We start from the raw sequence: 12752 nt of genomic DNA on the forward strand, positions 1-12752 counted from the left end.
CGGGTGCGCGGCGCTGTCGCCCGCCACGCCCGCCAAGCCTGCAAACGCTTGCATCTCTTCTCCCGGAATCACCTGAATGGACATCTACCTCGACGCCAACGCCACCACGCCCGTTCTGCCTCGTGCCCGGGCCGCGGCACTCGCAGCCATGGCCGACGACTTCGGCAACCCCAGCAGCGTCCACAGCACCGGGCTGAAGGCGCGCGCGCTGATGGATTCGGTGCGCTCCCGCGCGCGGCGCCTGCTGGGCGCTCCCACGGGCGACCTGCTGTTTCTCAGCGGCGCCACCGAAGGCATCCAGACGGCGGTGCTGTCGGCGTTGAGCGCGCTGCGCGGCCGCGAGGACGTCGACTGCGTGCTGTACGGCGCGACGGAGCACAAGGCGGTGCCGGAAGCGATCAGCCACTGGAACAAACTGCTGGGCCTGAACCTGCGCGTGCTGCCCATCCCGGTCGGTCGAGACGGCCGCCATGACCTGCATTGGCTGCGCGCGCATGCCGCACGTGCCGGTCTGGTCTGCACCATGGCCGCCAACAACGAGACCGGCGTCGTCAGCGACCTGGACGGCATCGCCCAGGCGCTCGACGGGAGCCCGGCGCTGTGGATGGTGGACAGCGTGCAGGCGCTGGGCAAGCTCGAGCTCCGGCTCGAAGCCCTCCGCATCGACTACGCGCCGTTCTCGGGGCACAAGCTCTATGCACCGAAGGGCATCGGCCTGCTGTACGTGCGCGCCGGCGCGCCGTTCACGCCGTTGATGGCGGGCGGCGGCCAGGAGGGCGCATTGCGCTCGGGGACCGAGAACATGTCCGGCATCGCCGCGCTCGGCACCGTGCTGGAAGCGCTCGAAGACGGCCACACCTTCCGGGACGCGCGCACGCTGGAGGCGTACCGCGACCGCATCGCCGCCGCGCTGAAGGATGCGTTCCCCGGCGTGGTGTTCAACGCGCCCTTTGAACTGAGCTTGCCGACGACCCTCAATTTCTCGGTGCCCGGCCTCGACTCGAAGCTCCTGCAGGATCTGTTCGACGCGGCCGACGTGCGGGTGAGCGGTGGCTCGGCCTGCGGCGCGTCGAAGGCGCTGCCGAGCCACGTGCTGCAAGCCATGGGGTTGCCCGCCTGGCAGGCGGCCTCGGCCGTGCGCCTGTCGTTCGGGCCGGCCAGCGACGCGGCCTTCATCGACGAAGCCTGTGAAAGGATCGGCTCCTGTGGCGCTTCGCTGCGCGCAAGCTGCCTCAATACCGGCGCCGACACCTCCCGTCCGGGCGACGCGCTCGACGGCCTGACCCGCTTCGTGGCCGGCGGTGCATGCTGCTACCTCCTGGCGGATGCCGGCAGCCGGCGCTGCGTGGTCATCGATCCGCTGCCCGAGTTGACCGGCCGCATCGCGCAGCTGCTTCGCTGCCAGGACTACACGCTGGCCGCCGTGCTCGACACGCACAGCCATGGCGATCATGTTTCCTCGGTGGGCGAATTGCGCGCCGCGCTGCCGGAACGCCTTCTCCAGCAAGGCGAGGTCGATGCGCTCGGCTGGCCCCTGGGCGCCGATGCCATCTGCCTGGGCGCGCAGACGCTGACCCGGCTGGCAACACCCGGGCACACCGCCGACTCGACCGCCTACCTGCTGCATGACGAGCAGTTGAAGATCCGCCTGGCATTCGTGGGCGACACGGTGATGCCCGGCGCGCTGGGGCGAAGCGATTTCGCGCAAAGTGCGCCGCTCGCATTCGGCCCTTCGCTGAAGCAACTGGCGCAGGCCGCGGGCCCCGGCACGCTGCTGCTCCCGGCGCACGACTACGACGACCGCTTCGCGAGCACCCTGGCCCGCGAATGCGCGGCCCAGCCGCTGCTCGCGCAGGTGCTGTCCGGCAGCATCGACGCGGCAGGCTTCGCCTCGGCAAAGGCCGAACTCGAGAAAGACCTCGCGCTGACCGAATACCAGACCCTCGCCTGCGGTGCGCGCATCGACAACGGCTGCGCCGGCCCGGGCCACGAGATGAACGCCATGCAGGCGCAGCGGCTGCTGCTCGAGCATCCGGGCCTGGTGCTGGTGGACGTGCGCGAGCCCTACGAGCAGCGCGTGAGCGAATCGTCGCCCTTCGGTGTCGACACCCACCGCGAGGCGGTGCCGCTGTCGGGGCTTCTGAATGCGCTGCCCGGCTGGATGGCGCTGCCGGCCGGTGCGCCGATGCTCTTCTACTGCCGAAGCGGCAATCGCAGCGCGCAGGCGGCCAAGGCCCTGCGCCGCCTCGGCCATGCGCAGGCATGGAGCCTGGCGGGCGGCCTCGCGCTGTGCTCCGCTGCGGACGCCGTCGCGCAGCCGGCTGCGTCAATGCACTGAGCCAGGGGAGCTCGAGCGGAATCGCTCCGACAGTGACGACGTGCGTCGATCGACCAGCAAGGCACCAAGTCGCGCGAACAGAGCTTGCCGTTCAACCGGCCTTCGCAGTCCGGTCGATGCCGACGGCGGGGCACGACGATGCCGGGGCCTTGCCGGGCTCATCCGCGCCGCACCAGTCGCCACCCAGCGCCTTCACCAGGAACACCGCGGTCAGCAGCCGCTGCCCCCGCAGCTGCGCGGCCTGGCGTTCCACCGTCAGCAGCGACTGCTGCGCGGTGATCACGTCGAGGTAGGTCGACGCGCCGCCCTCATAACGGCTGGTGGCCATGTCGAGCACGCGGCGCGCGGCCGTGACGGCGGCCTGCGCCTGGGTCGTTGCGCTGTCGAGCGCGGCAAGCCCGGTGATGCCGTCTTCCACTTCCTGCATTGCGGTCAGCACGGTGCGGCGGTAGTTGCCCACGGTGACCTCGTAGCCGGCCTTCGCGAAATCGACGTTGGCGCGGATGCGTCCGCCGTCGAACAGCACCTGCGTGGCCGACACGCCCAGCGACCACAGCAGGCTCGGGCCATTGAACAGGGTCTCGATCGTGCGGCTGTCCACGCCCACGGTGGGCGAGATGAAGATGCTCGGGTAGAAGGCCGCGGTGGCGACGCCGATCTGCGCGTTGGCGGCGGCCATCGCGCGCTCGGCCGAGGCCACGTCGGGCCGGCGCTGCAGGATCTCGGACGGCACGCCCAGCGGCACGGCCGGCGGCCTGATCTCGCGCAGGTCCACCGGCAGCGAGAAGCTGGGCGCCGGCGTGCCGGTGAGCGTGGCCAGCGCATGCTCGTACTGCGAACGCTGCTTCCTCAGCACGTCGACCTGCGTCAGCGTGGTCTCCAGCAGCGCCTGCTGCTGCGCCACGTCCAGGCCCGATACGGCGCCCAGGTCGTGGCGCGCCGTGACAAGCTCGAGCGCGCGGCGCTGCAGCGCGATGGAGCGGGTGAGCACGTCGAGTTCGACGTCGGTCGAGCGCAGGTTGAAGTAGCTGCTGGCCACGTCGGCGCTGAGCAGCAGCCGGGTGTTCTGCAGGTCCGCCGCCGATTGCTCCGCCGACGCCTTGGCACCCTCTACCGTGCGCTGCACGCGGCCGGCCAGGTCGACTTCGTAGCTCGCATTGAGCGACAGCGCGAAGTCGCTCTGCACGGTCGTCGAATTGGGCGTCGCGTAGTTGGTGAGCGGGCGGTTGGCGGAAATCCTCAGGCGCGAGGCGCGGGTGCCGAGGCCGACTTGCGGATATTGGCCGGCCGCATTGGCCGCGAGCGTGGCGCGCGCCTGCGCCAGCCGCGCATTGGCGATGGCCAGCGTGGGGCTGCCGGCCAGCGCCTGCTGCTGCAGCGCGTCGAGCTGCGGGTCGCCGAAGCGGCGCCACCATGGGCCCTTGTCGGCTGTGTCGCTCGGCGTGCTCACGCGCCAGGGCTCCTCCAGCTTCCAGCTGACCGGCAGCGGCGTGTCCGGCGTCCTGTAGTCGGGGCCGACCGCGCAGCCCGCCAGCAGCATGGCGGCGAGCAGCGCGAGCGGAGCGGCCACGCGCGGCGGCGTCACGCCGGGGCCTTCGGTGTCGGCGCCTTCGCCGGCGGCGCTTCGGGCGCCACCGCCACCACGTCGCCTTCGGCCAGCGAGTCGGACGGGTTCAGCACCATGCGGTCGGTTTTCTCGAGGCCGTCGATCACCTCGACGTTCTCGCCGTAGTTGCGGCCCAGCGTCACGGCGCGCAGGTTGACGCGGCCCTGCGCATCGACCACCGCGATGCGCGTGCCCTCGGCGCGGAACAGCAGCGCGTTCGACGGCACCGAGAGCGTGCGGCTCGCGGCCAGCGGCAGCGACACCTGCACATAGGCGCCCGGCAGCAGCGCGCCGTCGCTGTTGGGCAGCGACACCTCCACCTGCATCATCCGCGTGGTCGTGTCGATGGAGCCGGCGGTGCGCGCCACCTGGCCCTTGAAGGTCTGGCCGCGCAGCTCGGCCTGCGTCACTACCACGGGCTGGCCGGTCTTCACGAGCTGGGCGTAGGCCTGCGGCACGTTGATGTACACGCGCAGCGGATCGGTCTGCGCCAGCAGGAACAGCGCGCGACCGGCACCGCCGCCCGCGCCCGCGTCGATCAGGTCGCCCACGTCCACGTTGCGCCGCGTGATCACGCCCGCGAACGGCGCCACCACGCGCTTGAAGCCCTCGGTCTGCTTCAGCCGCTGCACGTTGGCGTCGGCCGCCGCCACGTTGGAGGTGGCCTGCGCCACCGCGCTGCGGCGCTCGTCCAGTTCCTGCTGCGAGACCACATCCTTCTTGCGCAGCGCTTCCCAGCGCTCGGCGGTGCTGCGCGCCAGTTCCAGGCCGGAGGCGGCCTGTGCGCGCGCGGCCACGGCCTGCGACAGCTGCTGGTCGATCTCGGGCGTCTCGAGTTCGGCGAGCAGCTCGCCCTTCTCGACGCGGCTGCCGATGTCCTTTGTCCAGCGCTTGAGGTAGCCGCTGGCGCGCGCCGAAATCGGTGACTGCACGAAGCCCTGCAGCGTGCCCGGCAGCGACAGCGTCTGGCCGGCGGTGGGCACGCGGGGCAGGGCGGTCTGCACGTACTGCTTGGCGCGTTCGGTCGTGCCCGCTTCGAGCGCGCGGGCGTTGGCGATGCGCACGAACACCGTGCGCGCCGCGCCCAGGCCCAGCAGCATGAGCACGATCAGCACCAGCCAGCGCGTGCGTCGCACGATCTGCCGGCGGCGCAGCAGCTCGCCGTCGCTCTCGCCGGTGGGATGGATGGTCAATGCCGCGTGGCGTTGCTCCGTCATGAAATCAATTCTCCTGGGGCGTTGCGCCCGCTGGCGGTTGATGCTGCTGCTGGGAGGCTTCACGCGCCGCCCGGCGGCGGGCAAGCCGACTGTGCACTCCCGCGAACACGGCGGGTACGAAAAACAACGTCGACACCGTGGCAAAGACCAGGCCACCGATCACCGCACGGCCCAGCGGCGCGTTCTGCTCGGCGCCTTCGCCCAGGCCCAGCGCCATCGGGATCATGCCGATGATCATCGCCAGCGCCGTCATCAGCACCGGCCGGATGCGGGTGGCGCCCGCTTCCAGCGCGGCCGACAGCGGCGGGATGCCGGCCTGCAGCCGCTCGCGCGCGAAAGACACCAGAAGAATGGAGTTGGCCGTGGCCACGCCCATGGTCATGATCGCGCCCGTGAGCGCCGGCACGCTCAGCGTGGTGCCGGTGATGAACAGCATCCACGCGATGCCCGCCAGCGCGGCCGGCAGCGCGGTGATGATGATGGCCGCGTCCAGCCACGACTGGAAGGTGACCACGATCAGCAGGTACACCAGCACGATGGCCATCGCCAGCCCCACGCCCAGGCCGATGAACGACGACTGCATGGTCTGCACCTGGCCGCGGATGTCGACCCGGCTGCCGCGCGAGAGCTTCGGACGCATCTCGTCGACCAGCTTCTGCACCTTGGAGGCCACGCTGGCCAGGTCGGTGCCCTGCACGCTCACGTACACGTCGATCACCGGCGCGATGTTGTAGCGCGACATGACGGCCGGCAGCCGGTCGGCCTGCGCGCTCACGAGATTGCCCAGCAACTGCTGCGAGCCCGGCCCGCCCGCGCCGCCGCTGGCGCCCACCGGGATGTTGAGCAGCGAATCGAGCGAATCGACCGTGTATTGCGGCGTCTGCACCGCGATGCTGTAGACCACGCCGTTGGCCGGGTTCAGCCAGAACGCGGGCGCCGTCTGCGAACTGCCCGACAGCGCGATGAGCACGTTCTGCCCCACGTTGGCGGCGGTCAGGCCGTATTGCTGCAGGCGCGTGCGGTCCATCTGCAGGCTCAGCGCGGGGCCGTCCAGGCGCTGGTGCACGTGGGCATCGACCGCGCCCGGAATCTGCCGTATCGCCTTGGTCAGCTCGGCCGCGCGCGCCGCGTTGCCGGCGATGTCGTTGCCGCTGAACTGCACGTCGATGGCCGCGGGCAGGCCGAAGTTCAGGATCTGCGTGACGATGTCCGCCGGCTGGAAGAAGAACTCGATGCCCGGAAAGCGCTTGGGCAGCTCGGCCCGCAGCAGCGACACGTACTGCTCGGTCGGCTTGTGGCCTTCTTTCAGCGACAGCAGCAGCTCGCCGTCGAAGGTGCCGATGGTGCCGGCGTTGCTGTACGACAGGTTGATGCCGCTGTTGGGAATGCCGAGGTTGTCCAGGATGGTTTCGAGCTGGTCCGGCGGCACCAGCTCGCGGATGGCGGCCTCGACCTTGTCGGTGAGGCGCGCGGTTTCCTCGATGCGGGTGCCGGTGGGTGCGCGCAGGTGCAGGCGGATCTGGCCGGCATCGACGGTCGGGAAGAAGTCGCGGCCCAGCGCCGGGTAGAGCAGGCACGACAGCAGGCAGAAGCCGAGGAACAGGCCGATGAAGCCGGCGCGCCTGGAGAGCACCGCCGACAGCACCAGCGTGTAGGCACGGCGCACGCGTTCGAAGCGCTGGTCGAAGGCGCGGTACAGGCGCTGCAGCGCGCTCTGCCTTGCGCCTTCGCCCGGCTGCGGTTGCTGCGGGCCGTGCGAGCCGCCCATCAGCAGCATCACCAGCGTCGGCACCAGCGTGCGCGAGAGCAGGTAGGAGGCCAGCATGGCGAACACCACCGCCTCCGCCAGCGGCACGAACAGGAAGCGCGCCACGCCCGAGAGAAAGAACATCGGCACGAACACGATGCAGATGCACAGCGTGGAGACGAAGGCGGCCGAGCCGATCTCGCCCGCGCCGACCTCGATGGCCTCCTTCAGCGGCTTGCCCATGTGCAGGTGCCGCTCGATGTTCTCGATGGTCACGATCGCCTGGTCGACCAGGATGCCCACCGACAGCGCCAGCCCGCCCAGCGTCATGAGGTTGAGCGTTTCGCCCAGCGAGTACAGCACCAGGATGGACGCCAGGATCGACAGCGGAATGGTCAGCCCGATGATCAGCGTGCTGCGCCAGTTGCCCAGGAACAGCAGCACCATCGCGGCGGTGAGCGCGGCGGCCAGGATGGCTTCGAACACCACGCCCTTCACGGCCGCCTTGACGAACACGGACTGGTCGAACAGCGGCGTGATCTTGATGTCCTCGGGCATCGTCTGCGCGGCGACGGGCAGCATGGCGCGGATGTTCGACACGATGTCCAGCGTGGAGGCGCCGCCGTTCTTCAGCACCGACAGCAGGACGCCGCGCACGCCGTCCTGGCGCACCACGTTGGTCTGCGGCGAGAAGCCGTCGCGCACGTAGGCCACGTCGCGCAGGTAGGTGGTGGCGCCGTTCACCGTGCGGATCGGCAGGTCGTTCAGGCCCGCGATGGCGTCGGGCGAGCCGTTCATCTTCACGTTGTATTCGGTGGCGCCGAACTTGGCCGTGCCCGAGGGCAGGATCAGGTTCTGCGTGTTCACCGCGTTCACCACGTCGGCCGGCGAGAGGCCGCGCGCCTGCAGCGCCTGGGTGTCGAGGTCGACCGAGATCAGCCGGTTCTTGCCGCCGTAGGGAAAGGGAATGGCCGCGCCCGGCACCGTGATGAGCTGCGGGCGCAGCTGGTTGACGGTGGCGTCGAACAGGGAGTTTTCAGAACGCGTGGGGCTGGAGAGCGCCAGCTGGATCACCGGCACGCTGGAAGCCGAATACTTGATGACCAGCGGCGGCGTGATGCCCGGTGGCAGCTGCCGCACCTGCGCCTGCATGGAGGCCACTACCTGCGAGATGGCCATCTCGATGTTGGCCGTGGGCTGGAAGAACACCTTGATGATCGACACGCCCGCCAGCGACTGCGACTCGATGTGCTCGATGTCGCTCACGGTTGTGGTCAGCCCGCGCTCGACCTGGCCCGAGATGCGCTGCCCCATTTCCTGGGCCGGCAGGCCGGTGTAGTTCCAGATGACGCTGACCACCGGAATGTTGATTTCCGGAAAGATGTCGGTCGCCATGCGCGCCAGCACGAAGGGCGTGGCCAGCACGATCAGCATCGCCATGACGATGAAGGTGTACGGACGACGCAACGCAAGCTGGACCATGGCGGGGGCTCTCTGCTTCCGACGGAAAAAGGTTTCGCATCATAAGGAAGTAGATTTAAGTTTGCTGGCCAGGTCAGGGCGGCTGTCGCGCTTTACCAAATGGGTGTCGAATGACACCAGATGCCATTCGCACAGGGCACTCTCAGGCCTTGCCCGCCCGCATTGCCTCGAGAGCCACGGACACGCGGTTCATTGCGTCGGCGACGATTTCCAGTTCTTGCGCAGTGGCTGGCGCAACCATCGCACTCACGAGTTCGGCCTGGATCGCCAGGCACTTCCGGGCGATTGCCATGCCGTCATCGGTCAAGGTCAGGCGCCTGATTCGCGCGTCGGCACCGTCGCTGTCGCGCCGCACCCATCCCCTGGTCTCCATCTGCGTGAGCAGCATGCTGACGCCACTCTTGGCGACGAAGCAACGAGCGGCCAACGCCTGCTGCGTGATGCCCGGCGTGGTCGCGATGGTGGCCAGCACCTCGTGTTCGCCCACGCGCAAACCGATCGCGGCGAGTCGTGACGTCATGACCGCGTCGCACAGGTTGTAGGCCCGTACCACCGCCAGCCAGGCTTGGGTTCCATGAGGCGACGAGGGCGCGCGGTCGAGTTCGGTCGGCTTTTTTGGCTTTGGGGTTTTGGTGGTGGCCATGGGGATGGTTCAGTATTGAACATATACTGTTCATTGCTGAACCAATTATGGCCTGCCCATGAATCTCTACTTGCGCCTGCTGATGACTCTGCTGCGTGCCTGGCGTGCACCGCGCCTGGTGCCAGGCGACACGCTGGAGCGGCGGCTTCGGGTGCTGCCCAACGACCTGGACATCAACGGCCACATGAACAACGGCCGCTATCTGACCATCATCGACCTGATGCTGGTCGAGTACTTCGTGCGCACCGGCTTTGCCGCGACCATGTTGCGTCAGGGCTGGCGGCCGATGTCGGGTGGCTCGCTCATCAGCTATCGGCGTGGGCTGAACCCGTTCGAGGTGTACACGCTGCGTTTCCGGCTCGACGCCACCGACCAGCACTGGAACTACATGCGCTTCGAGTTCGTCAAGGGCGACAAGGTATGCGCCGCCGGCTACATGAAGGGCGCGGCCGTAGGGCGCAACGGGCTGGTGCCCAACCTGGAGTCGTACGCCGCCATGGGCCTGGTGCCGCCGGCGCATGCACTGCCGTCGCCCGTGCGCGACTGGATCGCGGCAGAGCAGGGCGTGATGAGCGCGGCCTGGTGATGCAACTCAGGCCTCGGGTGCACCGAGCGCCAGCCGCAACTGCGTGACATTGGGGTTGCCCGGATCGCGCCGCACCTTGAAGCCCAGCTTGCGCGCCAGCGCCAGCATCGCGACGTTGTCGAACAGCGTGATGTCCGCGAGCTGCTTCACGCCGGCCTCGGCGGCCGCATCGATCAGCTTGCGCATGAGCTTGTGGGCCACGCCCCGGTGCTGCCAGGCGTCGGCGATGACCACCGCGAATTCCGCGACGTGCGCCGTCTCGGGTGTGTCGCCGCGCACGTAGCGCGCCACGCCCACCTGCTGCTCGGCGCCGTCGGCCACGGTGGTCGCGATGAGCGCCAGTTCGCGGTCGTAGTCGATGTGGGTCATGCGCCAGAGTTCGTCCGGCTGTGGCTTGCGCGGCGACAGCAGGCGGCGGTAGCCGGTTTCGTTCGACAGGCCCGCCACGAATGCCGCGTGCATGGCCAGGTCGTCGGCGCGGATCGGGCGGATGCGCACCGCCGTGCCGTCGCGCAGTTGCCAGTCCTCGACCAGGTGGCGGGGGTAGTCGAGGGCCGGCATGGCATCGCTCGGGCGACTCAGCCGATGACTTCGGGCCAGTCGGTGTGGAAGAACTGGCCTTCGGGCTTGTCGACGCGCTCGTAGGTATGGGCGCCGAAGAAGTCGCGCTGCGCCTGCAGCAGGTTGGCCGGCAGGCGCTCTGTGCGGTAGCTGTCGTAGTAGGCCAGCGACGCGCTGAATGCCGGCACGGGAATGCCGTTGCTCACCGCCAGCGCCACCACTTCGCGCCAGCTCTGCTGCGTGCGGTTGAGCAGGTCCTTGAAGAACGGGTCGAGCATCAGGTTGCCCAGCGCCGGGTCGGTGCGGAAGGCGTCGGTGATGCGGTTCAGGAAGCGTGCCCGGATGATGCAGCCGCCGCGCCAGATCGATGCGATGCCGCCCAGGTCGAGCTTCCATTCCTTCTTGTCGCCCATCGTCTTGATGAGGTCGAAGCCCTGCGTGTAGCTGATGACCTTGGAGGCGTAGAGCGCGTCGTGCACCTTGGCCACCAGCGCCTTCTTCTCGAGCGACAGCTCGATCTTCGGCCCCTGCAGCTGCTTGCTGGCCGCCACGCGCGCCTTCTTCTGCGACGACAGCACGCGCGCCTCGACGGCGGCGTTGATGGTGCTGATGACCACCGCGTTCTCGGCCGCGTTGATCAGCGTCCACTGCCCCGTGCCCTTCTGGCCGGCCTTGTCGAGGATCACGTCGACGATCGGCTTGCCGGTTTCCGGGTCTTTCTGCTCGAGCGCCTTGGCGGTGATCTGGATCAGGTAGCTCTGCAGCTCGCCGTCGTTCCATTCGTTGAAGATGGCGGCCATCTCGTCGGTGCTGAAGCCGGCCGCCTTGAACAGGCTGTAGGCCTCGCAGATGAGCTGCATGTCGCCGTACTCGATGCCGTTGTGCACCATCTTCACGTAGTGGCCCGCGCCGCCGGGGCCGATGTGAATGACGCAGGGGTCGCCGTCGACCTTGGCCGCGATGCTCTCGAAGATCGGCTTCATCACTTCCCAGGTGGAAAGCGGGCCGCCCGGCATGATCGACGGGCCCTTGCGCGCGCCTTCCTCGCCGCCCGAAACACCGGCGCCGATGAAGCGCAGGCCCTTGCTGCTCAGGTAGGCGTCGCGGCGCTCGGTGTCGGTGTAGAGGCTGTTGCCGCCGTCGATGACGATGTCGTCCTTGTCGAGCAGCGGGATGAGCTGCTCGATCACCTGGTCGACCGGCGCGCCGGCCTTGACCATGATCTGGATCTTGCGGGGCTTGGCCAGGCTCTGGACGAACTCCTCCAGCGTCTTGGTGCCCACCAGCTTCTTGCCGGGGTTGGCGGCAATGAAGGCTTCGGTGGTGGCTTCGGTGCGGTTGTACACGCTGACCTGGAAGCCGCGGCTTTCCACGTTCAGCACGAGGTTCTGGCCCATCACGGCCAGGCCGATCAGTCCGAAATCGCTTTTGGTGCTCATGGCCCTTCTTTCATTCATGTGCGCGGGCGGAGCGCTCCGCGCACGGGGTTTGGTTCCAGAACCATTTTGCCGGGGTCGGGAAAGGGCCGCAGTCGGAGGCGGTCTATACCCGCTTGGCAACCCGGCGGGGCTTGGGTATGTTCGCGCGCATGAGCAATGCCATCCACCGCTGGTCGACCGACGCCGTGCCGCCCGCGCAGCGGCTGGACTACTGGGTGGGCGCGGTGTGCGAGGGCTTCCTGGAGATGGACGTGACCAGCGCCGAGGCCGGGCGCTTCGGGGCCACGCTGGAGTCGGCGCCGCTCGGGTCCATCGTCGTGAACCGGGTGCGCGGCAGCGCGCAGGACGTCTACCGCACCCGCCGCGCCATCGCCCAGAGCCGCCACAACTACTTCTACCTGCTCTGCAAGACCGACTCGGCCTGGGTGGCGGTGCAGGACGGCCGCTCCGCGCGGCTGCTGCCCGGCGACGCGGTGCTGGTCGATTCGCGCCGGTGCTACGAATTTCACCTGCTGCAATCGGCCGACACCCTCTCGCTCGAACTGCCCACCGCCTGGGTCGACGAATGGATACCCGATGCCGGCGACCAGGTGGCGCGGCGCATCGACGGGCAGGCCGGGTGGGGCGGCGTGCTGTGCGGCTTTCTTCGGCAGCTGTCGCCGGAAGTTGCAGTGCAGCCGCCGCTGCCCGCCGGTTTGCTGAGCGACCAGCTCGGCAGCCTGCTGGCGCTGGCGACCGGGCAGGGGCAGTCGAGCGCGCCCGACAGGGGCCGGGAGGCGCTGCGCCGCCGCGTGCTCGACGCCACGCGCGAGCGGCATGCCGAACCCGGCCTCACGGCCGCGAGCGTTGCGCGCGGGCTGGGCATTTCGGAGCGCAGCCTGCACCGCTGCCTGGCCTGCGGCGTCGGCGAGGGTGAAGGTGCCATCACCTTCGCCGGCGCGCTTGCGGGCTTCCGCATGGCGGCGGCGCGCCGCATGCTGGGCGACGCGCGCTTCGACCGGCTGGGCATCGCGGAAATCGGCTTTCGCGTGGGGCTGACGGACGCGTCGCACTTCGTGCGGCAGTGCCGTGCGCACCTTGGCGCCACGCCGGGTGAACTGCGGCGCCGGCGCTGAGCCGGCAGCCGCCGCGCG

Annotated in this window: 9 protein-coding genes; 3 read left to right on the top strand and 6 right to left on the bottom strand. The window is 69.1% G+C overall.

What is annotated here, in order from left to right; genetic code table 11:
- Positions 1 to 76 precede the first annotated feature (76 nt).
- A complete protein-coding gene (locus tag C4F17_RS27495) occupies positions 77 to 2338 on the top strand; it encodes an aminotransferase class V-fold PLP-dependent enzyme (protein ID WP_106937365.1) in 2262 nt (753 codons plus the stop codon).
- Between the two features lie 91 nt (positions 2339 to 2429).
- Here C4F17_RS27495 and C4F17_RS27500 read toward each other — a convergent pair whose 3' ends face one another.
- The 4 genes from C4F17_RS27500 to C4F17_RS27515 form a co-directional block, all read right to left on the bottom strand.
- Positions 2430 to 3878: an efflux transporter outer membrane subunit gene (locus tag C4F17_RS27500; RefSeq protein ID WP_106937740.1), complete on the bottom strand. Its 1449-nt coding sequence runs from the start codon at positions 3876 to 3878 to the stop codon at positions 2430 to 2432.
- Positions 3879 to 3919: 41 nt separating this feature from the next.
- A complete protein-coding gene (locus C4F17_RS27505; protein WP_106937366.1) occupies positions 3920 to 5161 on the bottom strand; it encodes an efflux RND transporter periplasmic adaptor subunit in 1242 nt (413 codons plus the stop codon).
- 4 nt (positions 5162 to 5165) lie between these two features.
- Positions 5166 to 8390, bottom strand: coding sequence for an efflux RND transporter permease subunit (locus C4F17_RS27510; RefSeq protein ID WP_106937367.1), 3225 nt, complete (start codon positions 8388 to 8390; stop codon positions 5166 to 5168).
- Between the two features lie 142 nt (positions 8391 to 8532).
- On the bottom strand, positions 8533 to 9033 hold the full coding sequence (locus C4F17_RS27515; RefSeq protein ID WP_106937368.1) for a MarR family winged helix-turn-helix transcriptional regulator: 501 nt from the start codon (positions 9031 to 9033) through the stop codon (positions 8533 to 8535).
- 58 nt (positions 9034 to 9091) lie between these two features.
- Here C4F17_RS27515 and C4F17_RS27520 point away from each other — a divergent pair, with 58 nt between their 5' ends.
- Positions 9092 to 9619 carry a thioesterase family protein gene (locus C4F17_RS27520; protein ID WP_081268580.1) on the top strand — a complete coding sequence of 176 codons (528 nt, stop codon included), beginning with the start codon at positions 9092 to 9094 and terminating at the stop codon, positions 9617 to 9619.
- 6 nt (positions 9620 to 9625) lie between these two features.
- On the opposite strand, the gene C4F17_RS27525 is transcribed toward C4F17_RS27520, so the two are convergent.
- Positions 9626 to 10180: a GNAT family N-acetyltransferase gene (locus tag C4F17_RS27525; RefSeq protein ID WP_106937369.1), complete on the bottom strand. Its 555-nt coding sequence runs from the start codon at positions 10178 to 10180 to the stop codon at positions 9626 to 9628.
- Positions 10181 to 10197: 17 nt separating this feature from the next.
- Positions 10198 to 11619, bottom strand: coding sequence for a decarboxylating NADP(+)-dependent phosphogluconate dehydrogenase (gnd, locus tag C4F17_RS27530; RefSeq protein ID WP_106937370.1), 1422 nt, complete (start codon positions 11617 to 11619; stop codon positions 10198 to 10200).
- 149 nt (positions 11620 to 11768) lie between these two features.
- Between gnd and C4F17_RS27535 the strand changes: the two genes are divergently transcribed.
- The gene (locus C4F17_RS27535; protein WP_106937741.1) at positions 11769 to 12734 is read left to right on the top strand and encodes a helix-turn-helix domain-containing protein; all 966 of its coding nucleotides are present in this window, start codon (positions 11769 to 11771) and stop codon (positions 12732 to 12734) included.
- Positions 12735 to 12752: the final 18 nt, after the last annotated feature.

Source organism: Variovorax sp. PMC12 (assembly GCF_003019815.1).
GTDB lineage: Bacteria > Pseudomonadota > Gammaproteobacteria > Burkholderiales > Burkholderiaceae_C > Variovorax.

Bases quoted from the DNA above. Each gene is read 5' to 3' on its own strand.
- C4F17_RS27495 (WP_106937365.1), top strand. From the start codon at position 77: ATGGACATCTACCTCGACGCCAACGCCACCACGCCCGTTCTGCCTCGT.
- C4F17_RS27500 (WP_106937740.1), bottom strand. From the start codon at position 3,878: ATGCTGCTGGCGGGCTGCGCGGTCGGCCCCGACTACAGGACGCCGGAC.
- C4F17_RS27505 (WP_106937366.1), bottom strand. From the start codon at position 5,161: ATGACGGAGCAACGCCACGCGGCATTGACCATCCATCCCACCGGCGAG.
- C4F17_RS27510 (WP_106937367.1), bottom strand. From the start codon at position 8,390: ATGGTCCAGCTTGCGTTGCGTCGTCCGTACACCTTCATCGTCATGGCG.
- C4F17_RS27515 (WP_106937368.1), bottom strand. From the start codon at position 9,033: ATGGCCACCACCAAAACCCCAAAGCCAAAAAAGCCGACCGAACTCGAC.
- C4F17_RS27520 (WP_081268580.1), top strand. From the start codon at position 9,092: ATGAATCTCTACTTGCGCCTGCTGATGACTCTGCTGCGTGCCTGGCGT.
- C4F17_RS27525 (WP_106937369.1), bottom strand. From the start codon at position 10,180: ATGCCGGCCCTCGACTACCCCCGCCACCTGGTCGAGGACTGGCAACTG.
- gnd (WP_106937370.1), bottom strand. From the start codon at position 11,619: ATGAGCACCAAAAGCGATTTCGGACTGATCGGCCTGGCCGTGATGGGC.
- C4F17_RS27535 (WP_106937741.1), top strand. From the start codon at position 11,769: ATGAGCAATGCCATCCACCGCTGGTCGACCGACGCCGTGCCGCCCGCG.